This window comes from Bradyrhizobium sp. Kon56 (genome assembly GCF_055807635.1).
Genome location: NZ_JBVVOU010000002.1, coordinates 155,012 through 174,639, shown reverse-complemented (window position 1 = coordinate 174,639; position 19,628 = coordinate 155,012). Strand labels below are relative to the sequence as shown.

Here is a 19,628-nt window from a genome sequence, read left to right as displayed (position 1 = left end):
ATTAGCCCAGGTTCCCCCGCGGCGGGATAGTGCGGCCGCTTCTTATCCCCCAAGAGGAGCGAGTCAGGCGGCTAGCCGGCCTGCCTCTCCTCGGTCGGATAGACGCCGCGCAGCACCTCCTCGAAGTGCATCTTCACGGCCTCGTTGCACAGGCAGGAGCGCAGGCGCAGGCCCTCGCGGTTGCGGACCAGGATCGATCCGCGTCGCGTGTCGAGCACGCCCTCCGCCTTGAACGACTGGAGCACGCGGCTGGCATAGCTGCGGCCGACGCCGAGCAGTGTCGCGAGTTGCTCGTGCGTCAGAGGCACGCTGCTCTCGTCGCCGGTCCGCTCCATAGCGGCCAGCATCCATTTGGCGGTGCGCTGCTCGATCGAGTGAATGGCGTTGCAGGCGGTGGACTGGAAGATCTGAGCCAGCATGCAGTCGGCGTAACGAGCGAAGACATGGCGCAACGAGGGCGAGCGCTGCTTGGCGGCCTCCAGCTTGCTGACGTGAATTCGCGCAAACGGCCCGCCGAATTTCACGCAGATCCGGGTATAGGCCGGCAGATAACCCTCGCTGACGATGCCGCCCACCGCGCCTTCGCGGCCGACCAGGATGGTCTCGACATCGCGGCCGTCCTCATTGGGAACGAGGAAGGTTGCAAGCGACGGTCCGCAGGGGAAGTGGACGACCTGGACGTCGTCGCCGGGGTTGTAGAGCAGCTCATTCGCTGCGGCGCTTTCGAGCATGACATGCGGCGCAAGCAGGGCGAAGTCGGCCGGGCTCAAGCGCCGCAGCAGATTGTTGGTCGGCCGGCTATCGATCTCGGTGGCGTTGCTGGTCCGCGCGTCCATCTTAAACTCCCATCCGCCTCCACATTAGCGAGTTCCGACGAGGTCTGTGTGCACAAGTAGACAGACCTAACAACTGTGATGTGGTGGTTTCGTTCCGGGAACCTCCGCGCCGGGTACAGGCGTCATGACGCGGTATCCCAGTCAGAGAAACCTCATGCTCCAAGTTACGATGATGGCACCCGCCGTTTCCGATGATTCGAACTGTCCCGCCGATGTCCTCATCGTCGAGGACGATCCGATCATCGCGATCGACTTCGAGGATCGCCTGCTCGGATTTGGCGTGAAGAGCGTGCGCACGGTAGGTTCAGTCGCGCAGGCGCTGGCCGCAATCGCGGCGCACGCCCCCGAATTCGCCTTGCTCGACGTCGGTTTGAGTCGCGAGAACAGCTTTGCGGTCGCCGAACGGCTCGCGGCGCTGAAAATTCCCTTTGTGTTCGTCACCGGCTACGGCGCTGACGCGCGCATCCCGCCCGAATTCGCCGGCCAGCCGCGATTGCAGAAGCCGTGTTCGAGCGACGCGCTGGAGGCGGCGCTCCAGGTCCGCGCGGCGAACTAGCGATACGGCGTCAGGCCGGCTTCGGATCGAGCGTGGTCAACCACAGCGCGACGTCGGCGCGGTCGCGCAAGGTCACCGTCATCTGGCCGGAGGCGCCGTCGATCTTGACGTGACCGAAGAACTGCATGCCGGCGGACGGCGGCAGGTTCTGGTTGTCTTTCCCGGGCGCCTTGACGAAACGCACCTCCGGCCCAAACGTATTGTCGAGCGCGTTCGGACCGAATGTGCCCGCGTGAAGCGGCCCCGACACGAACTCCCAGAACGGCTCGAAATCCTGGAATTGCGCCTTGTTCGGATCGTAATAATGCGCGGCGGCGTAATGCACGTCCGCGGTCAGCCATACGGTGTTGCTGATCGGCGCCATCTTGATGAAACGCAGAATGTCGGCGATCTCGAACTCGCGGCCGCGCACCGGGCCGTCGCCCTGCGCAATGGCTTCCGATCCCCCCTTCGGCGTGTCTGACACGACGAGGCTGAGCGGCATGTCGGAGGCGATCACTTTCCAGGTCGCGCGAGAATTCAACAGGCCGCGCTTGAGCCAGGCGATCTGGTCCGGGCCGAGGAAATAGCTGGCCGGGTCGTAAACGGTTTCGAGGTTGGGGCCGTTCGGGCCGCGATAGCTGCGCTCGTCGAGCACGAACACGTCGAGATGGGGACCATAGGAGATCTGGCGATAGACGCGGCCGGGCTCGACGATGCTCTCGCGCATCGGATACATCTCGTGGAAGGCACGGCTTGCGCGGGCCGCAAGCAGTGCGATGTCGCGCTCCTTGTAGGTCGCCGGCAGCTCCTTCGACAGCGACCAGTTGTTGGTCACCTCATGGTCGTCCCACTGCACGAAGATCGGCACTTCGGCATTGAAGGCGCGAAGATTGTCGTCGGTGAAATTGTATTTGTGCGCGGCGCGGTACTCGTCCAGCGTCTCGGCGACCTTGGCCTTCTCGGGAATCGTGACGTTCTTCCAGATCTTGCCGTCCACGAGCTTCACCTCGGACTGGATAGGGCCGTCGGCATAGATGGTGTCACCGGAGTGCAGGAAGAAATCCGGACGGTGCTTGCGCATCGCCGAGAAGGTGAACATGCCGCCGTCATCAGGGTTGATGCCCCAGCCTTGTCCTGCGACGTCGCCGCCCCAGACGAAGCTGACGTCGCGACGGTCGGCGGGTGCGGTGCGAAAGCGGCCGGTCACCGGCTCGCCCTCCACCGCGGTGTGCGAAAGATCGCGGAAGCGGACGCGATAAAAAATGTCCTGTCCGCCCGGCAGGTTTTCGATCAGCATCTTCGCGGTGAAGTCGCTGTCGGGCAGCGCCGCGATCGGCGGCAGCGCGCGGGCATCCCTGAACGACTCCGTCGTCGCCACCTCGACCAGCATCTGTGCGGGCCGGTCGGTGCGCGCCCAGACCACGCCGCTGTCGACGGTGACGTCGCCCGACTGCACGCCATGGGTCACCGCCGGCCGGTCGGCCGCGCGGGAGAGATGGGGCATTGCGACCGCGCCGAGCGCGCCGGCACTGGTCGTCAGGAAACGGCGGCGGGAGAATTTGATGTTCATGAAGACGGTCTCGATATCGCGGGAGGCGATCGCCCAGGGCGGTCGCCATGGTGAAGCAGACGCTATATTGAGACAATGTGACGCGGCGATAACGCGCGAGCGCTTACGCGTTGCCAGCGGCCCGGAATTGGGCACCGGCGCGCTGCAGGTTCTGCGGCAGGCTGAACAGCACCGCCTTGCGGTCGGCAACCGCCGCATGGAACTGGTCGAGCGCAATGTTGAAGGCGGTAAGCGCACCTTCCTCGATCGCGCCGTGGTCGTAGCAGCGCAGCGTATCGCGCAGGATCTCGTCGGCCTCGGTCTGCATCTGATCGAGATCTTCGGTCGTTTCGCTCTTTCGAGCGGCGGTGATCATGTCGAGCAGCCGCTCGCGCAGATGGCTGTTGTTGTCGCGCTCGTCCTTCTTCAGATAGCCCGCAAACCAGGCGCCGATCGAGCCCATGGCCGAGAGCGCCATCAGGGTCCACCAGATGTAATCGCTGTATCTGTCGAGGAAGGTCTTTTCTTCGCCGTCGACGAAAGCGGCGGCGCCGGGATGCACGGGAATCACCGCATCCTTGTCGGTGTCGGGCGTTTCGATCTTCGCCGCCAGCGGGAATTCCGTCACCAATTGCTGGCGTACGGAGAAAAGCTGGCGCGTGAACGCCGCGATGGTGGTTTCGGACACTGCTTTGCGCGCCACGATGTGGTGCGAGAAGCTGATGGTCTTGACCTCGTCATCGGGACGATCGGGCGAGCCGCCGTAAGTGCCCGCGGGAATCTCGGCCGCTTCATAGACCGGATGGTTCTGGGCGATCGCATCCGCGGAATCGATCGCGAGAAAGGTCGGCGTGCCGAAATCCTTGGTGGAAGCGGCGATCGCCTCCGCCGTGATCTTGCTGTTGACGGGACCGGCCGCGAGATAGGCATCAGCCCTCTGCGCCTTGATCGCTTCGACGGCTTCGGTTGCCGGGTATTGCACGATCTCGACCTTGGCGGGATCGACACCGTATTGCTGCAGGATCACCTTGAGCAAATTGACGTTGGCCTGGGTGCGGCCGACCACGCCGACCCGATGTCCGGCGAGCTGCGCGATCTTGGTGATCTTCGCGCCCTTCTTCTTGCCCTTGCCGGACACGGACCATAGCGCCACGACGTTCTTGCGCAGGGTCGCAACCGCTTGCGCGTTCTTCGGTACGTCGACGTCGCCGCGCACAATGGCAAGATCGGCCTTGCCTTCCGCGAGCAGATTGGCGCTGGCGGTGGCGCCGTCGGTCTGGATCGGGCGCAACCGCACAGAACTCTTATGCTGCGCGAAGGCCTGGGTCAGTGCCTGCACGACCTTGACGTCATCGCTGTTGGCGGGGCCGACCGCGATCTTCAGCGTCACCGGCCGCATGGCAAAGTAATAGCCGCCGGCGAGCGCGCCAACGATCGCGAGCACCAGCGCGAGAGTCACGAGCGCCGTCTTCCGCGCCGATGATCGCGGCGAGGGCGGGGTGGGCGCTTCGGCCAGGTCCAATCCCCCGGTCATCGATCTCCCGAACATTCGCTTGAGGCTCAGTTTCATCTTGGCCGGCGGTTTACGCCTGCAAGTGTAGCAAATTTCTTGTCCGGCAGGGTTACATCTCCGTCATGGTTAGCGGATGGGGTCCAATCCCGTATGAACCCGGGGCGTCAGTGCGGTGTTAGGGTAAAGTTCCCCTGAAAGGACGGAGGCGAGGATGACAGAACGGCTCTCGGCGGAGGCACGCAGGCAGGCGCTGGGCGAACTACCTGGCTGGACCGAGGCTCAAGGACGCGAGGCGATCGGGAAAACCTTTGTCTTCAAGGATTTCAACGAGGCGTTCGGCTTCATGACCCGCGCGGCACTGGTCGCCGAGAAGATGGACCACCACCCCGAATGGCGCAATGTCTACAAAACGGTGGAGGTGGTGCTGTCGACCCATGACGCCGGCGGCGTCACCGCGCTCGACATCGAGCTCGCCAAGGCGATGAACGCCATCGCCAAGCTGACACCAGGCTGACGTCTTGCAGGGGAAGGCCGCGTCCCCATCTTGTGATCAGCACGGGATGCGGCGATCTGCCACCCAGGCTGGAACGGGGAGTTTGTCGAACATGGCTGCCGAACACAGCGTCGGTTTCGAGCCCGCCGACCGGCTCGCGGAAGATCGTGAGAGCGTGCGCCGCCGCTTCTGGCGCAAGCTGAAGCGTGTCGCCGCGCATCTGCCGTTCGCGGAGGATCTGCTCGCCGCCTATTACTGCGCCTTCGACCGGCAGACGCCGCGCCATGTCCAGGCCTCGCTGCTCGGGGCGATCGCCTATTTCATCCTGCCGTTTGATTTCGTTCCCGACGTGATGCCGATCCTCGGCTTCACCGATGACGCCGCCGTACTCGCCACCGCGATCCGCATGGTTGCCAGCCACATCACGAACGAGCATCGCGAAGCCGCCCGCGCCGCGCTGAAGCGCGGGGTGGATGAGGTGGAGCCGGAAGCCGCGCAATAGCTGTCGCCGCATACTCCGCTGTCATTCCTCGCGATGGTGCGGAATCCAGCACGCCGCGGCCTTCCGATTGAACCATAACCGTCTCGGAATGCTGGATCGCCGCCTTCGCGGGCGATGACAGCTGTATGTGTGGATGACTGCTCGCTACTTCTTCTCCGCCTGCGCCTGGGCCTGGGCCTTTTCGGCGTCCCACGCCTGGAATTGCTTGAACAGCGTTTCCTTGTCCGCGTCGGACACTTTTGCGGCCGAGGGGCTCTGTCGCAGGAACGCCTCGAAGCGTTGCCGCGTCACCGGTTCGACGCCGTGGCGGTCGAGCCATTGCTGCGCCACCGGCAATCTGTTCCAGCCCGCCAGGGGCGCCGCGAGCGAGACCTCCTTCCACTTTGGATGGAAGGGCGGGTTCTGCAGCGTCGGGAATTTCGTGAAGAACGCGTCCACGTACAGTGCAAGCTTGCGGTAGCGCTCGGTGTTGGGCGCCCAGTTGTAGGCCGCGAGCACGGCCGGCACCGCGATGGTGTCCACGCTCTCGCCCTCCTTGACCAGGTTCGGATAGTCCTTGGCGGTCAGCGTCGCCGGCAGATAGTCGCTCTGGAGGGGCTTTGCATAATCCACGGTCGCAAGGTGGAAGCGGCCGTCATTGCCGAAGGTCGAAACGGACTTGTACGGTTTGCCGCCGACCACGATGACGGCGTCGATCTCGCCGGCCTTCAGTTTCTCCATCGCGATGCGCTGCTCGACATAAACGAATTTCGCCTTGATCCCGAGCCGCTCGAACACGGTGAGCGCGGTGACGAAGGTGCCGCCGTTGGGCAGATCGACGCTTACAGTTTTGCCTTCCAGATCCTTGAGTGTCGCGACCGATTTTGGCGCGATCACCTGCATCTCTTCGTTGTAGAGCTTCGTCACATAGGTGAATTGCTTCTTGATGTCCTTGGCAAAACCTTTGCGCTCGAGATAGTCGAGCGTATCCGCGCGGACGATTCCGAGATCGACGCCTTGCAGGAACAGGATGTCGGCAACGCTCTGCACCGAACCTCGGCCGACGATTGGCAACACACGAATCCTGTTGCCGTCGTCGAGCACGGAGGCGAGGTCGGCGCCGAATTGCACATAGGTGCCGCCGATCGTGCCGGTGATCAACGTCACGGTGTTGGCGTTCAGCGACTGCTTGGTCGAGGTCGAACCGAACTGGAAGATGGCTTTCAGGCTGTCAGAGACCTTGGCCGGATCATATTCGGTCTGCTCCGCGCGTGCCGCGAAGGCATAGATCATCATGATGGCGGCAAGCGCCATTCTCAAAGCATTACGCATGATATCCCCTAAAGAGTTCTAGTTCTGAAGCTGGGCGAGGCGTTGCCGCGCCTCCGCCGATCCAAGGCCTGCGGCCTTTTGGTACCAGTCGCGCGCGGCGGTCGCGTCGGCAGCAACGCGCCGCGCGTCGCTCGTGCCCAGCACCGCCGGGTCATAGGTTTGCGCGAGCAGAAATGCAGCCGTTGCATCCTGTGCATTGGCGGCCCGTTCGAGCAGCAGGCGCGCCGCGGCAATGTCGCCGACGGCCAACAGACCGTTCGCGCGCGCCATCAGCCCAGCCAGTGTGTCGGCATCGAGCGTCTTAGCGGGCGGTGGGGGCGCAGGCGGCGCCGCGACTGGCCCGGGCACCTGGGCTTGCAGCGCGGTTTGATAGGCAGTCGCAATCGCTTCGCGGCTCGGAGCTGAGGCTGCGGGGAGATCCTGCGCGTCAGCGCTCGCCAGCCTTGTGTTGCTCAAGCGCGCCGGGTCCTTGTACGCGGTCTGAGGCCTGTCCGGCACGTTGGCCGACGCCATGGCCTGGTCCAGCTCGGCACCCGTCGGGCCGGCAGCGTCGGCGGCGAAGAGATTGCGGAGACTGGGCTGATACAGCGCGGCCGCAACGGCCAGCGTGGATGCGATGAGAACCGCCGCGAGAACACGCGGGACAATTCTGAGCCGGGGACCCAACGCCCGCGCCGTATATTCGCCTGACTCCGGCACACCGAGCGGATCGGACAGGAACAGTGGAATTGGATCTTCCGGTGACAGATCGAGCCGCGCGGCGCGCGCACGGATATAGGACGCGACGGCCGGATGTGATGCAGCTTGATCGGAATCGAACGATCTCGATTCCCTGGACGGGCGGTACGCCGTCGTCTCCATGGTGATGCTCCCCACTACTAACGCAACGCTGGGGCATCCCGGCTTCAGTCTTTTTGTTGTTGTCCAGAAATGCCCCGCAAACTGGAGCCGGTAAATCGCCGTCTGAATCAGCCCAAAAAACGTCGGCGGCTTGCGCGAATCGGGAGATATTTGGGTTTGATTGAGGCGAGGCGGAGGAATGCCCCGCAATTTTGTCGACAATGGTTGACGGGGATTGACCCGGCGGCGGCGCGGACACTGCCTGTCCCGCGCTCGCGGTCATTCCCCGCGAAGGCGGGAAACCAGTACGCCGCGGCTTCTCGATTCAATGACTGACGTCTCGGAGTACTGGTCGCCCGGTCAAGCCGGGCGATGACAGTTGAGCTCGTGGCGAGCGGCCGTACCGACACACGTCGTGCCGCATAGCCTCACGGATGCAGGATCACTTTGCCCATCGCCTGGCGTCCGGCGAGCACCTTGAGCGCATCCGCCGTCTGCGCCAGCGGGAAGACGCGATCGACATGCGAGGAGATCTTTCCTTCCGCTGTCCACTTCACGAGCTTCTCGAGATTGGCGCGGTTCTTTTCCGGGTTGAGCCGGGTCCAGGCGCCCCAGAACACGCCGCGGATATCGCAGCCCTTCAGCAGCGCGAGGTTCAGCGGCATCTTCGGAATGTCGCCGGCGGCGAAGCCGATCACGAGGAAGCGGCCTTCCCAGGCAATCGAGCGCAGGGCCTGCTCGGCATAGGTGCCACCAACCGGATCGAAGATGATGTCGACGCCCTTGCCGCCCGTAAGCTTTCGCAGGCCTTCCTTCAAATCTTCCTTGCCGTAATTGAGCGCGAGTTCTGCGCCGTGCGCCTTCGCGAATTCGAGCTTCTCGTCCGACGAGGCGCAGGCGATCACCTTCAGGCCCATCAGCTTGCCGAGCTCGCACGCGGCAAGTCCGGTGCCGCCGGCGGCGCCGAGCACCGCGAGCGTCTCGCCCGGCTTCGGGCTCGCGCGATCTTCCAGCGCATGCAGCGCGGTGCCGTAGATGATGATGATGCCGGCCGCGCGGTCATAATCGAGATTGTCGGGGATCTTCACGATCGATGCCGCCGGCAGCGCGATCTTTTCGCGCGCGCCGTTGTGGCCGCAGGAGGCGACGACGCGATCGCCGATCTTCAGATCAGTCACGCCGGGACCGATGCTCTCGATCACCCCAGCCACTTCGGCGGCCGGCGAGAACGGGAATGGCGGCTTGATCTGGTACTTGCCTTGAATCATCAGGATGTCGAAGAAGTTCAGCGCCGCAGCCTTGATCGCGATCACGGCTTCGCCGGGACCGGCCACCGGATCCGGCACGTCGGCCAGAACGAGATCGTCGGGCTGGCAATATTGCGAGCAGAGGATGGCTTTCATGGCGGCACCTTCTTGAGAAGTGAAGTACTGGGCGTTTCGAGTGGATTTATAGTTTGCCCGTTTCTGCCGGATTTAGGTGCGGGCGACAATCCGGTTTCTTTGTCAGTTGGAACGCAGGAGCCTATCCTCCCGTCATTGGGAGCGTAGCGAAGCCTATTTCCGCGGTACGGTTTCCCGCTGCGCGCGCAACGACGAAACAAGAAGGATTCAAACCATGTTTGAAACAGGCCTGCTCAAGGACAAGCGCATCCTCGTCACCGGCGGCGGTTCGGGCCTCGGTGCTGCAATGGCGCACCGTTTCCTCGCGCTCGGCGCCGAGCTCGTGATCTGCGGCCGCAAGCTCGATCGGCTCGAGGCGGCGGCGAGCAAGATGCGCGAAGAGACCGGCGGCAAGGTCACCACGATCGCCTGCGATATCCGAGACGGCACCGCCGTCGAGAGCATGATGGACGCGATCTGGCGCGGGGCGCCGCTCGATATTCTCGTCAACAATGCGGCTGCGACTTTCATCGCGCAGAGTGAGCATCTCTCATTCCGCGCCGCGGATGCGATTCTCGCGCCGACCCTGCATGGTGCGATGTATTGCACGCTTGCCGCCGGCAAGCGCTGGATCGACGGCAAGCATGGCGGCGTCGTGCTCTCGATCCTCTCGACCTCGACCATCACCGGTCGCGCCTTCACCGTGCCGTCGGCGATGGCGAAGTCGGCCGTGTTGGCGATGACCAAAAGTCTCGCCGTGGAATGGGGCCCGAAGGGAATCCGCACCGTCGCGATCGCGCCGGGACCGTTCCCGACCGCCGGCGCCTCGGGCCAGCTCCGCCCCGAGGGTCGCGACGAAGGGTGGGCCGCGCGCAACCCGATGGGACGAGCCGGCGAGCACCCCGAGCTTGCCGACCTCGCCAGCTTCCTGGTCTCCGACCGTGCCGGCTACATCAACGGCGAGATGGTGGTGATCGACGGTGGCGCGCATTTGCGCAGCTCCGGCGCCGAGGATTTGTTGCGCTGGACCGATGCGCAATGGGCGGAGCAACGCGCGGCGCGATCCAGGGCCTAGTCGCCGCGACCTTCGCTAACTGCCTTCCCAAATTGGACTTTCCCGGCTATCCCTGCCCCGGGGACAATGCGCGACCGGGCCATCTTCCAGTCACAATATTGAGGGAACCACTCCAGCATGTGGCGGGTGCTGATTTTAGCTTTGATGACGGGCGTGGCGGCCTGTGGAATCATCGATTCCGCGCGGGCGCAGACGGCGCAGCCTGCGCCCAAGACTGCACCGAAAGAGGCCGCGCCGAAACCGGCCGCGCCGGCGGCCAATACGACTGGAAAGACGGCTGCAAAGCCCGAGAGCAAGCCGGCGGCCCCGCACGCGGCGGTTGCCGGCGGCGCGGAGCCAACCCTGATCGGTCAGTTCGGCACCTGGGGCGCCTATTCGGCCGCGCCCAACGGCAAAAAGGTCTGCTTCGCGCTGGCCAAGCCGTCGTCGTCGAAGACCAACCCGCCGAATCGGCCGCGCGATCCTGCCTATGCCTTCGTCTCCACCCGCCCGGCGGAGAAGGTCAACAACGAAGTCTCGGTCATGATCGGCTATGCGCTGAAGCCGGGCTCTGAATCCTCGGTCGAGGTGGGCGGCGCCGCTTTCGCCATGTACTCGCAGGGCGACGGTCTCTGGATCAAGAACGCGGCCGAGGAAGAGCGGATGGTCGAGGCCATGCGCAAATCCGCCGATCTCGTGGTCAAGGGCATGTCGTCCAAGGGGACCGAGACCACCGACACCTTTTCGCTGAAGGGCCTTGCCCAGGCGCTCGACAAGATCGCGCAGGATTGCAGGCGTTAAGCCTGCGGTCGATAAGGTCGCAATCGGCCGTTCCGGTTGCTATATAGGGCGCGTTCCAGATTTTCTCCCGTCATTCCGGGGCGATGCGTAGCATCGAACTCGGAATCTCGAGGTTCCGGGTTTAGTCCTTTGGACCATCCCAGAACGACCACCTAAATCAGGCCATTCCATGCAACCGACGACCGAGCCGCACAACGCAACACTGGTGGAGAAGACTCCGCTCGAGACCTATGTGCCGCCGGCGAGGCCCTCGCTGATCGGCCTGTCGCGCACCGAGCTTGCCGATCGCCTCGGCGAGATCGGCGTTGCACCGGCGCAGCGCAAGATGCGCGTGCAGCAGCTGTGGCACTGGATGTATTTCCGTGGCGCCCAGAATTTCGAAGAGATGACGTCGGTCTCGAAGGGCATTCGTGCCGAGCTCGCGCAACATTTCACCGTCGACCGGCCCGAAGTCGTGGCCGAGCAGATCTCCAACGACGGCACCCGCAAATGGCTGCTGCGGCTGCCGAGCGGCGACAATGTCGAGCGGGCGCATGAAGTCGAGTGCGTCTACATCCCCGAAACCGATCGCGGCACGTTGTGTGTGTCCTCCCAGGTCGGCTGCACGCTGAACTGCTCGTTCTGCCACACCGGCACGCAGCGCCTGGTGCGCAATCTCACCGCCGGGGAGATCGTCGGACAGGTGATGGTGGCGCGCGATCGTCTGAATGATTGGGCCGATCGCGAAGACGGTACGCGCCGCGTCACCAACATCGTGATGATGGGCATGGGCGAGCCGCTCTACAATTTCGACGCGGTGCGCGACGCGCTGCTGATCGTCGGCGACAACGAAGGCATCGGCATCTCCCGCCGCCGCATCACGCTGTCGACCTCGGGTGTGGTCCCGAATATCGTGCGCGCGGGCGAGGAGATTGGAGTGATGCTCGCGATCTCGCTGCATGCGGTGCGCGACGAGCTGCGTAACGAGCTGGTGCCGCTCAACCGCAAATATCCGATCAAGGAATTGCTGCAGGCCTGCCGCGACTATCCCGGCGCCTCGAACGCGCGCCGCATCACCTTCGAATATGTGATGCTCAAGGGCGTCAACGATTCGCTCGACGATGCCAAGCTGCTGGTGAAGATGCTCAAGGGCATTCACGCCAAGATCAATCTGATCCCGTTCAACCCCTGGCCCGGCACCGCCTATGAGTGCTCGGACTGGGACCAGATCGAAAAATTCTCCGAATACGTCTTCAACGCCGGCTATTCCTCGCCGGTGCGCACTCCGCGCGGCCGCGACATCCTCGCCGCCTGCGGCCAGCTCAAGTCGGAGACGGAAAAGCTCTCGGCCCGTGAACGCCAGACGCTGCGGGCCATGGCGATGACGGATTGATATTGATGATGGCGACGCTCTCAACGCCCGTCATGGCCGGGCTTGACCCGGCCATCCACGTCGAGCCACGAGAGAGCAAGTCGTGGATGCCCGGGTCAAGCCCGGGCATGACGATTGTGGATGTGGCGACGCCGTCAGTCACCAATTCGTTCCCATCATGTCCCTGATCGGCCGCCTCGTCGTCATCTTCATCGGCTTCCTCGCCGCCTGTTTCGTCGGCGGCATGATCGTTGTCGTCGCGCTGTTGTTTCCGGAGTTCGCCGATCTCGGCGCCGGTCCCGTCGATCAGGGCACGATCGATATCCTGCTCGGGTTCGGCTTCATCTTCGTCTCGGGCTTTGCGCTGGTGCCGGCGGCGGTGATCGTCGCGATCACCGAGGCGCTCTACATCCGCAGCGCGCTCGCCTATGCCGTGGGCGGAGGCGTCGTGGGGCTCGCCTGCTATCTCGGCCTGGTCCCGTTTCATTCCGACACGCTGCAATTCGAAGGCATTGTGCGGCGGCATCTGGAGATCATGACCGGCGCGGGCATCGTCGCCGGCGTCGTCTACTGGCTGATCGCCGGCCGCAATGCCGGCGCTTGGCGCAATCCGCCGCCTGCGCGCCAGCCGCCTCCGCCGCTGCCGTCGAATTCGCGGCCGGATGCGCGGTGACTTTCTGACTTGTCACGGGGTTTTCATCCCTTTCCCACTGGGCTAAACCGCGCGCCATGAACCGGACTGGACTCTTCATCGCCCTGGCGCTGTGGCTCGTGATCGGCGTCGTTTTCGGCCTCTATCCCGAGCTTGATCTCAAGCTCGCCGCGCTGTTCTTCGCCCCTGAGACGAAAACGTTTCCGCTCAAGCTGAACGGTTGGGCCGGCTTCGCGCGCGACGCCGCGATGTGGGTCGCCTGGGCGTTCGTGCTGCCTGCGCTGATCGCGCTCGTGGTCAAGATGGTCCGGCCCGACCGCCCGCTGATGGTATCCGGTCGCGCGATCGTCTTCCTGCTGGTCACGATCATCATGTCGGCCGGCATCCTCACCAATCTCGCCTTCAAGTCCTATTGGGGCCGGCCGCGCCCGGTGGTGGTGACGCAGTTCGCCGGCGACCAGCAATTCGTGCCGTGGTGGGATCCGCGCGGGGGCTGCGCGCGCAACTGCTCGTTCTTCTCGGGCGAGGGCGCGACCGCGTTCTGGACGCTGGCGCCGGCCGCACTGGCACCGCCGGCGTGGCGACCGCTCGCTTATGCCGGAGCCGTGGTGTTCGGCCTCGTGACCAGCGGGCTGCGGATGGCCTTTGGCGGCCATTTCTTCACCGACGTGTCGATCGCCGGCCTCGTCACCTTCGTCGTGATCTGGTTTGCCTACGCGCTGATTTACCGCTGGCCGCGGACCCGGTTTTCCGACGAGGCGGTCGATGCCGCCCTGACTCGGCTGAACATGCCCGCTTACCGGCTCCGCCAGCGCCTGTTCGGACGCAAGACGGGTGCCGAGCCGTCAGTTTGAGCCATTAAAGGGGTGCCGAGCCCCGCGAAATTTGATATTCGCGCGGTCAACCCGTGAAACGACATCAGCCCTTCGAGACCGATTGGAAGCCCCATGACCACGATCCTGAAAAGCCTGCCCAAGGGGGAGAAAGTCGGCATCGCTTTTTCGGGCGGCCTCGATACCAGCGCGGCGCTGCTCTGGATGAAGCAGAAGGGCGCGCGCTGCTACGCCTATACCGCCAATCTCGGCCAGCCGGATGAGGCCGATTACAACGAGATCCCGCGCAAGGCGATGGAGTTCGGCGCGGAGAAAGCGCTGCTGGTCGATTGCCGCACGCAGCTCGTCCACGAAGGCATCGCCGCGATCCAGTCCGGCGCCTTTCATATCTCGACCGGCGGCATCACCTATTTCAACACCACGCCGCTCGGGCGCGCCGTCACCGGCACGATGCTGGTCGCGGCGATGAAGGAGGACGGCGTCAACATCTGGGGCGACGGCTCGACCTTCAAGGGCAACGACATCGAGCGCTTCTATCGCTACGGCCTCCTGACCAATCCGGGCCTGCGCATCTACAAGCCCTGGCTCGACCAGCAGTTCATTGACGAGCTCGGCGGCCGCGCCGAGATGTCGGCGTTCATGACGGCGCAGGGCTTTGCCTACAAGATGAGCGCCGAGAAGGCGTATTCGACCGACAGCAATCTGCTCGGCGCGACGCACGAGGCCAAGGATCTTGAAAGTCTCGACAGCGGCATCAAGATCGTCAACCCGATCATGGGCGTGCCGTTCTGGCGTGACGACTGCAACGTCAAGGCCGAGAAGGTTGTGGTGCGTTTCGAGGAAGGCCAGCCGGTCGCGCTGAACGGCCAGACCTTCTCTGATCCCGTCGCGCTGTTCCTCGAAGCTAACGCCATCGGCGGCCGCCACGGCCTCGGCATGAGCGACCAGATCGAGAACCGCATCATCGAGGCCAAGAGCCGCGGCATCTATGAAGCGCCCGGCATGGCGCTGCTGCACATCGCCTATGAGCGCCTCGTCACCGGCATCCACAACGAAGACACCATCGAGCAGTACCGCATCAGCGGCATGCGCCTCGGACGCCTGCTCTACCAGGGCCGCTGGTTCGATTCGCAGGCCCTGATGTTGCGCGAGACCGCGCAGCGCTGGGTCGCGCGCGCCGTCACCGGCGAGGTCTCGCTCGAGCTGCGCCGTGGCAACGACTACTCGATCCTCAACACCGAAAGCCCGAACCTCACCTATGCGCCGGAGCGGCTCAGCATGGAGAAGGTCGAGGACGCGGCGTTCACGCCGGCCGATCGCATCGGTCAGCTCACCATGCGCAACCTCGACATCAACGATACCCGCGCCAAGCTGAAGCTCTACAGCGACACGGGCCTGCTCTCGGGCAGCGAAGGCTCGCAGATCTTCCGGCTGGAGAGCGACAAGAGCTGACACGCTCCATCCGGGCTACGAAACAAAACAAAAAATGGCCGGGATTGCTCCCGGCCATTTTGCATTTTGTGCTTCGCCTCAACGCGGCGGCGCGGTGCCGGGCGGGGGCGGCGGCAGCGAGGCCTGGCCGCCGTTGAGCAACGGCGTGATGTTGCGGACGGTGACGCGCCGGTTGATCGCGCTCGGTCCTTGCGTCTGCTCCTTCAGGTACTGCTCGCCATAGCCTTGCGACGTCAGGTTTTCAGACGGCACACCGAATTGCTGGGTCAGCAATTCGGCCGCGGACTGCGCACGACGGTCCGACAATGACAAATTGTCGACGTCGTTGCCGACCGCGTCGGTGTGACCTTCGATCAGGAACACCACGCGCGGGTTGGCCTGGATCGCACGGTTGAGACCGTCGGCGATCGACTGCAGCTTCGCCGCCTGGTCCGGTGGGATGGTCCACGATCCGGTCTCGAAGTTGATCGTGTTGAGGTCGATGCTCGGCATTTGCATGCGAACATTCGGGCTGTAGCGGATCTCGTCGAGCGTGTAGCGACGGTTGATCCGCTGCACCGGCGGCGCCACCATCGTCTCGTAGATCACGTCCGGCGAGGCCTCCTGGGCGTCGACGATATAGCGATCGTAGGGCATGTTGACGACGGGCGGCGGCGCGTCGACATAGAAACCGCCGACCGACTGCGGATCGCGGTAGCTGTTGTCGATGATGACGAGCTCGCGCCCGGCCGGGTCCCTGCGGATTCGCCGCAGCAGCCGACCGTCCTGACCTACAACGGTAATGATCTCGCTGCCGTCGGGACGGATCACCACGGTGCGGGTATCTACGCCGACAGTTTCGGTGCGGATGTCGCGGGCGCCATAGCGGAAGCGATAGAGATCGTTGCCGCGGACGTAGGTCTGCCCACCCGGATCGCGGATGATGATGCGGTCCGGCTCGGTGTAGACGGTGCGGCCGCCTTCGACCGACTCGCGGCGCTGGTTGCGGTAGTCGGCGATGGTCGCGCCGATCACGGCACCGGCGACGACACCTGCACCGATCGCGAGCGGCGTCAGGTCACGCTGCGGCGGACGCGGCGGTGGCGGCAGGGGCGTGGTCGTCGTGGGCGCGGCGCGGAACGCCGGCGCAACCGTGGGCGCCGCGTATTGCGCCCTGTTGGGCGGCGGGGTCGCAGCCGCCGAGCCCGGCACGGTGCTCGGTGCGGCGGCGCCGGCGGGGGGAGCCGGCGGCCGGGGCGGGGCGCCTGCCTGCGGCTGGGTCGGCGGAGCTCCGGCAGCGGGTGCACCAGCAGGAGGCGCACCACCCTGGCGTCCAGGGGGCGGTGTCACGGCGCCACCGGGGGCCGGCGTCGTTGTCGGAGCCGGAGTTGCACCAGGCGCAGGAGGCGAACCTGGAAGGACGGGCGGCGGCGTCGGAGTGCCACCGGGGGTCGGCGTGGCCGTCGGCGCGGGCGTGGCGCCTGGAGCAGGTGACCCTGCAGCCGGGGGCGCACCAGGACGTCCGCCGGGAGGCGGCGTACCGGGGCGGCCAGTCGGCGGCGTGCCCGGCGTGCTGCCTGGAGCCGGCGTCGCGGTCGGCGCAGGAGTCGCCGTCGGTGACGGTGTGGCTGCAGGTGCAGCCGGAGCACCCGGTCGCGCGGTCGGAGCGGCCGGCGCAGGCGACGGTGTTGCCGTGGGCGCCGGCGCTGGGCGTCCCTGCGGAGTTGCTGCCGCAGGCGGCGTCGGTGCGTGCTGCGGAGCCGCGGCGGACGGCGGTGCTGGCGGCGGGGGAGCCGGGCGCGCGGAAGGCGGTGCCGGAGGCGGCGGTGTCGGCGCGTGCTGTTGCGGAGCCGCAGCCGGGGGCGGCGCAGGTTGCTTCGGGGCGGCGGGCGGCGGTGCGGGCGGCGGCGGTGCCGGACGGGCCACAGGTGGCGGCGGCGGCGGTGCCGGACGGGCCGCAGGTGGTGGCGGGGGCGGTGGCGGCGCTGCTGGGCGCGGCGGTGCCGCAGCCGGCGGAGGCGCTGCCGGCGGATGGGGAGGTGCAGCTGCGGGCGGCGGTGCGGCCGGGCGCGCGGGCGCCGCAGGCGGCGCGGCCGCTGGTGGTCCCTTCGGCGGCTGCTTCGGTTTTCCGTCAGGGCCGGTCTCTTGTGGCTGCGCCTGCGCGACGACAAGCGGCGGCGCGCCTTGTGCATGCGATGCGGAGCTTGCGAATTGCATCGCGGTCAGAGCCGTGGTGGCAAGCAGCACGAAACGAAGGTTGGTCATGTGGTGAACTTCCCCGGAAGGTTCTTTGACGAAGTGTTGGGATGAACAGCTACGCGTTAGGCCGGATTGTGGCAGACGAAGCGGACGCGGCCCGATTTATTTCTGCACGCAAATCACCTCACTATGGTGACGTTCATTGCGCATTCAGACGCAGGTTGCAATTGCCTCGGATGTGATGCGTCGCCTCATGCGCGATCCCGCGGCGGACTTGCATCCGTCGCGGGATTCGGCGTGAGCGGTCCGTTCGGTCCGCGTGATGGAATCTCTTCAGGCATGCGGCCCGGCAATTCGTCGGGCGGCGCTGGCGAGCCGGGCTCGCGCACCGGCGGTGCGATTTCAGGCTGCGGATTGCTCGGCGGAATCCCCGGCGGCGGTTCGGTGGGCGTACCGGGCGTCGACGGCGGTATCTCGGGCGGCTCGATCGGCATTACATAGAGACCTTGCGGTTGTCGCCGAGATCGGGGCGCGTGTTCGTCACCGCCGCGGCCGCCATCTTCACATAGGAAATCACGGTGCCGGGCGAGTCCCAGAACTCGGCATCGTCAGGCGTGACCTTGAGCACGCGGATGTTCGGATCTTCCGCAGAGTCCCACCACGCCTTGGCCGGCGTCGAGAACAGCTCCTTGATCTTGGCACGGTCATTGGAGATCATTGCGGTGCCCGTCAGCGACACGTATTTCTGGCTGCCGGCATCTGCGAACGACAGGTTGATGGACGGATTGCGCGCGATCTCCTCGTCCTTGTGACGCCGCGCGTCGGTGAGGAAATAAATCGTGTTCGCGTTGCGGTCGAGATAGGCGCTCATCGGCCGCGCGCGGAGCTTGTCGCCATCGCGCGTCACCAGCATCGCGAATCCGATCGTCTTCATCAGATCCCATACGCGGTCGACGTCGCGGGCATTGTCGTTGGCCATGTCGTGCTCCTTCTTGCAAGGGACGACAACGGCGCGCGCGGAACGAGGTTCCGGCCGAAGGATGGAACTTATCTATTCCGGCGCGTGGCAAACCGCCTCGATGTTGTGTCCATCAGGGTCGAGCACGAAGGCGCCGTAATAGGTCGGATGGTAATGCGCCCGGATGCCCGGCGGCCCGTTGTCGCGCCCGCCCGCTGCAATCGCCGCCTTGTAGAACGCGTCCACCGTGGCGCGGTCCTTCGCCAGAATCGCGACATGCACCGGCTTGTTCAGCGCGCCCTCGCCGCCGATCCAGAAATCCGGCTTGCCGTCGGCGCCGAAGCCGGCGGCTGGATCGTGTCCGGTCTGCTCCTGCGTGACCTCCATGATCAGGCTGTAGCCGAGCGGCGCCAATGCCTTGGCGTAGAACGCCTTGGCGCGCTCATAGTTGGAGACCGGGAAGCCCATATGGTCGATCATTCGTAACCTCCGTTGTTCGTCGTCAGCGCGACAGGAACGTATTGCTCCGCGTCTTGCGCGCAACCACGAAACCGCGCGCGACCATGTCGGCGATACAATCGTCCCGCCATTCCTTTTGCGACAAATGCTCGATTACCACCGCGCGCGGCCATAGCGATTGCGGCGCGTCGCGGAAGAAGCCGATCAAAACGCGATCCTCGAAGCCCTCGACGTCGATCTTCAGCGCGTCCACCTTGGTGACGCCGGCCTCGCCGAGAATGCGCGTCAACCGCAGCGAGGGCACCTTGATCGCCTCGGCGCTGGCCGTGCCGGTGACGACATGCGTGGCACCGAGATTGTCGCCGCCGCTCTCGATCATCAGCTCGCCGTCGCTGTCGCCGGCGGCCGCCTGCACCAGGCGCACCTGCGTCGCTTTCGACGCGGCCTGGTTGAACGACAGCCGTCCAAACGTCATCGGATGCGGCTCGATGGCGATCACTTTGCCTGATGGCCCGACCTGTCGCGCCATCACCAGCGCGAAGGTGCCGACATTGGCGCCGACGTCGACGAACACGCCGCCCTCCGGGGTGTGCTGGCGCAGGAAGTCGAGCTCGTCGAGATTGTAATCGGGATTGAACAGCGCGCCGCGCTCGGTGGCGCTGCCCTGGTGATAGAAGCGGAACGATGCGCCCTGGTATTGCACGTCGATGGGACCACCGCGCAGCAGGTTCACCAATCGCGACAGCCAGGGCCGGAACGCGCCGCGCTTCAGCCCCGATTGTGTCGCGAGGCGAATGATCGCGGCCTGCGCCGCGTTCGGCGCAAACGCGCCGAACGGCGCGGACGAAGGGGCATTATCGGTCGCCAAGTCAAAGTCCTCGTTGCAAGCGGCGCATGCATAGCCGGTTTTGCCGGGGACTCCAACG

The 19,628-nt window shown here is 65.1% G+C and carries 20 protein-coding genes; 9 read left to right on the top strand and 11 right to left on the bottom strand.

The genetic code is table 11. From position 1 onward, the window contains the following. Window positions 1-71: 71 nt before the first annotated feature. Window positions 72-836, bottom strand: coding sequence for a Crp/Fnr family transcriptional regulator (locus tag AC0L3B_RS03915; protein ID WP_018459755.1), 765 nt, complete (start codon window positions 834-836; stop codon window positions 72-74). 154 nt (window positions 837-990) lie between these two features. Here AC0L3B_RS03915 and AC0L3B_RS03910 point away from each other — a divergent pair, with 154 nt between their 5' ends. Continuing rightward, the gene (locus tag AC0L3B_RS03910) at window positions 991-1,392 is read left to right on the top strand and encodes a response regulator (RefSeq protein ID WP_085359643.1); all 402 of its coding nucleotides are present in this window, start codon (window positions 991-993) and stop codon (window positions 1,390-1,392) included. Between the two features lie 10 nt (window positions 1,393-1,402). Here the strand turns inward: AC0L3B_RS03910 and AC0L3B_RS03905 are convergent, their stop codons facing one another. Together AC0L3B_RS03905 and AC0L3B_RS03900 are read right to left on the bottom strand one after the other, a co-directional pair. Further along, window positions 1,403-2,944: an alkaline phosphatase D family protein gene (locus AC0L3B_RS03905; RefSeq protein WP_473380048.1), complete on the bottom strand. Its 1,542-nt coding sequence runs from the start codon at window positions 2,942-2,944 to the stop codon at window positions 1,403-1,405. Between the two features lie 103 nt (window positions 2,945-3,047). Then, a complete protein-coding gene (locus AC0L3B_RS03900) occupies window positions 3,048-4,493 on the bottom strand; it encodes a TAXI family TRAP transporter solute-binding subunit (protein ID WP_018459758.1) in 1,446 nt (481 codons plus the stop codon). Window positions 4,494-4,647: 154 nt separating this feature from the next. Between AC0L3B_RS03900 and AC0L3B_RS03895 the strand changes: the two genes are divergently transcribed. Together AC0L3B_RS03895 and AC0L3B_RS03890 are read left to right on the top strand one after the other, a co-directional pair. Beyond that, window positions 4,648-4,950: a 4a-hydroxytetrahydrobiopterin dehydratase gene (locus tag AC0L3B_RS03895; protein WP_018459759.1), complete on the top strand. Its 303-nt coding sequence runs from the start codon at window positions 4,648-4,650 to the stop codon at window positions 4,948-4,950. Window positions 4,951-5,041: 91 nt separating this feature from the next. Beyond that, a complete protein-coding gene (locus tag AC0L3B_RS03890; protein ID WP_018459760.1) occupies window positions 5,042-5,431 on the top strand; it encodes a YkvA family protein in 390 nt (129 codons plus the stop codon). Between the two features lie 144 nt (window positions 5,432-5,575). Here AC0L3B_RS03890 and AC0L3B_RS03885 read toward each other — a convergent pair whose 3' ends face one another. From AC0L3B_RS03885 to AC0L3B_RS03875, 3 genes are all read right to left on the bottom strand, one after another. Continuing rightward, window positions 5,576-6,742 (bottom strand): TAXI family TRAP transporter solute-binding subunit, encoded by a 1,167-nt coding sequence (locus AC0L3B_RS03885; protein WP_247338184.1) that lies wholly within the window; start codon window positions 6,740-6,742, stop codon window positions 5,576-5,578. A gap of 18 nt (window positions 6,743-6,760) precedes the next feature. Further along, the gene (locus AC0L3B_RS03880; RefSeq protein WP_473380047.1) at window positions 6,761-7,603 is read right to left on the bottom strand and encodes a hypothetical protein; all 843 of its coding nucleotides are present in this window, start codon (window positions 7,601-7,603) and stop codon (window positions 6,761-6,763) included. 407 nt (window positions 7,604-8,010) lie between these two features. Then, a complete protein-coding gene (locus tag AC0L3B_RS03875; RefSeq protein ID WP_018459762.1) occupies window positions 8,011-8,985 on the bottom strand; it encodes an NADPH:quinone oxidoreductase family protein in 975 nt (324 codons plus the stop codon). A gap of 214 nt (window positions 8,986-9,199) precedes the next feature. Between AC0L3B_RS03875 and AC0L3B_RS03870 the strand changes: the two genes are divergently transcribed. The 6 genes from AC0L3B_RS03870 to argG all read left to right on the top strand — a co-directional run bounded on the left by AC0L3B_RS03870 (window position 9,200) and on the right by argG (window position 15,107). Beyond that, window positions 9,200-10,039 carry an SDR family oxidoreductase gene (locus AC0L3B_RS03870; RefSeq protein ID WP_085354310.1) on the top strand — a complete coding sequence of 280 codons (840 nt, stop codon included), beginning with the start codon at window positions 9,200-9,202 and terminating at the stop codon, window positions 10,037-10,039. Window positions 10,040-10,156: 117 nt separating this feature from the next. Beyond that, window positions 10,157-10,819: an invasion associated locus B family protein gene (locus AC0L3B_RS03865; protein WP_018459765.1), complete on the top strand. Its 663-nt coding sequence runs from the start codon at window positions 10,157-10,159 to the stop codon at window positions 10,817-10,819. A gap of 169 nt (window positions 10,820-10,988) precedes the next feature. Beyond that, entirely contained in the window at window positions 10,989-12,191 is a 1,203-nt protein-coding gene (gene rlmN, locus AC0L3B_RS03860; RefSeq protein ID WP_018459766.1) for a dual-specificity RNA methyltransferase RlmN, read from the top strand. 157 nt (window positions 12,192-12,348) lie between these two features. Then, entirely contained in the window at window positions 12,349-12,843 is a 495-nt protein-coding gene (locus AC0L3B_RS03855; protein WP_018459767.1) for a hypothetical protein, read from the top strand. Between the two features lie 56 nt (window positions 12,844-12,899). Further along, complete coding sequence (locus AC0L3B_RS03850; protein ID WP_473380046.1) at window positions 12,900-13,676, top strand: phosphatase PAP2 family protein; 777 nt, start codon at window positions 12,900-12,902, stop codon at window positions 13,674-13,676. Window positions 13,677-13,769: 93 nt separating this feature from the next. After that, window positions 13,770-15,107 carry an argininosuccinate synthase gene (gene argG / locus AC0L3B_RS03845; protein WP_018459769.1) on the top strand — a complete coding sequence of 446 codons (1,338 nt, stop codon included), beginning with the start codon at window positions 13,770-13,772 and terminating at the stop codon, window positions 15,105-15,107. Window positions 15,108-15,185: 78 nt separating this feature from the next. Here the strand turns inward: argG and AC0L3B_RS03840 are convergent, their stop codons facing one another. The 5 genes from AC0L3B_RS03840 to AC0L3B_RS03820 all read right to left on the bottom strand — a co-directional run bounded on the left by AC0L3B_RS03840 (window position 15,186) and on the right by AC0L3B_RS03820 (window position 19,570). Continuing rightward, on the bottom strand, window positions 15,186-17,351 hold the full coding sequence (locus AC0L3B_RS03840) for an OmpA family protein (protein ID WP_473380045.1): 2,166 nt from the start codon (window positions 17,349-17,351) through the stop codon (window positions 15,186-15,188). Between the two features lie 185 nt (window positions 17,352-17,536). Continuing rightward, window positions 17,537-17,779 carry a hypothetical protein gene (locus AC0L3B_RS03835; protein ID WP_018459772.1) on the bottom strand — a complete coding sequence of 81 codons (243 nt, stop codon included), beginning with the start codon at window positions 17,777-17,779 and terminating at the stop codon, window positions 17,537-17,539. Further along, window positions 17,779-18,264, bottom strand: coding sequence for a pyridoxamine 5'-phosphate oxidase family protein (locus tag AC0L3B_RS03830; RefSeq protein ID WP_018459773.1), 486 nt, complete (start codon window positions 18,262-18,264; stop codon window positions 17,779-17,781). The genes AC0L3B_RS03835 and AC0L3B_RS03830 overlap by 1 nt, the downstream gene beginning before the upstream one ends. A gap of 72 nt (window positions 18,265-18,336) precedes the next feature. Next, window positions 18,337-18,723, bottom strand: a complete 387-nt coding sequence (locus tag AC0L3B_RS03825) for a VOC family protein (RefSeq protein ID WP_377787131.1) — start codon at window positions 18,721-18,723, stop codon at window positions 18,337-18,339. Window positions 18,724-18,745: 22 nt separating this feature from the next. Then, window positions 18,746-19,570, bottom strand: coding sequence for an FkbM family methyltransferase (locus tag AC0L3B_RS03820; RefSeq protein ID WP_377787128.1), 825 nt, complete (start codon window positions 19,568-19,570; stop codon window positions 18,746-18,748). Between the last annotated feature and the right edge of the window lie 58 nt (window positions 19,571-19,628).

Coding starts and splice junctions, on each gene's coding strand:
- AC0L3B_RS03885 (WP_247338184.1), bottom strand. CDS start 6,742: ATGCGTAATGCTTTGAGAATGGCGCTTGCCGCCATCATGATGATCTAT.
- AC0L3B_RS03915 (WP_018459755.1), bottom strand. CDS start 836: ATGGACGCGCGGACCAGCAACGCCACCGAGATCGATAGCCGGCCGACC.
- AC0L3B_RS03855 (WP_018459767.1), top strand. CDS start 12,349: ATGTCCCTGATCGGCCGCCTCGTCGTCATCTTCATCGGCTTCCTCGCC.
- rlmN (WP_018459766.1), top strand. CDS start 10,989: ATGCAACCGACGACCGAGCCGCACAACGCAACACTGGTGGAGAAGACT.
- AC0L3B_RS03900 (WP_018459758.1), bottom strand. CDS start 4,493: ATGAAACTGAGCCTCAAGCGAATGTTCGGGAGATCGATGACCGGGGGA.
- AC0L3B_RS03880 (WP_473380047.1), bottom strand. CDS start 7,603: ATGGAGACGACGGCGTACCGCCCGTCCAGGGAATCGAGATCGTTCGAT.
- argG (WP_018459769.1), top strand. CDS start 13,770: ATGACCACGATCCTGAAAAGCCTGCCCAAGGGGGAGAAAGTCGGCATC.
- AC0L3B_RS03835 (WP_018459772.1), bottom strand. CDS start 17,779: ATGCCGATCGAGCCGCCCGAGATACCGCCGTCGACGCCCGGTACGCCC.
- AC0L3B_RS03905 (WP_473380048.1), bottom strand. CDS start 2,944: ATGAACATCAAATTCTCCCGCCGCCGTTTCCTGACGACCAGTGCCGGC.
- AC0L3B_RS03890 (WP_018459760.1), top strand. CDS start 5,042: ATGGCTGCCGAACACAGCGTCGGTTTCGAGCCCGCCGACCGGCTCGCG.
- AC0L3B_RS03895 (WP_018459759.1), top strand. CDS start 4,648: ATGACAGAACGGCTCTCGGCGGAGGCACGCAGGCAGGCGCTGGGCGAA.
- AC0L3B_RS03865 (WP_018459765.1), top strand. CDS start 10,157: ATGTGGCGGGTGCTGATTTTAGCTTTGATGACGGGCGTGGCGGCCTGT.
- AC0L3B_RS03840 (WP_473380045.1), bottom strand. CDS start 17,351: ATGACCAACCTTCGTTTCGTGCTGCTTGCCACCACGGCTCTGACCGCG.
- AC0L3B_RS03875 (WP_018459762.1), bottom strand. CDS start 8,985: ATGAAAGCCATCCTCTGCTCGCAATATTGCCAGCCCGACGATCTCGTT.
- AC0L3B_RS03910 (WP_085359643.1), top strand. CDS start 991: ATGCTCCAAGTTACGATGATGGCACCCGCCGTTTCCGATGATTCGAAC.
- AC0L3B_RS03825 (WP_377787131.1), bottom strand. CDS start 18,723: ATGATCGACCATATGGGCTTCCCGGTCTCCAACTATGAGCGCGCCAAG.
- AC0L3B_RS03870 (WP_085354310.1), top strand. CDS start 9,200: ATGTTTGAAACAGGCCTGCTCAAGGACAAGCGCATCCTCGTCACCGGC.
- AC0L3B_RS03830 (WP_018459773.1), bottom strand. CDS start 18,264: ATGGCCAACGACAATGCCCGCGACGTCGACCGCGTATGGGATCTGATG.
- AC0L3B_RS03850 (WP_473380046.1), top strand. CDS start 12,900: ATGAACCGGACTGGACTCTTCATCGCCCTGGCGCTGTGGCTCGTGATC.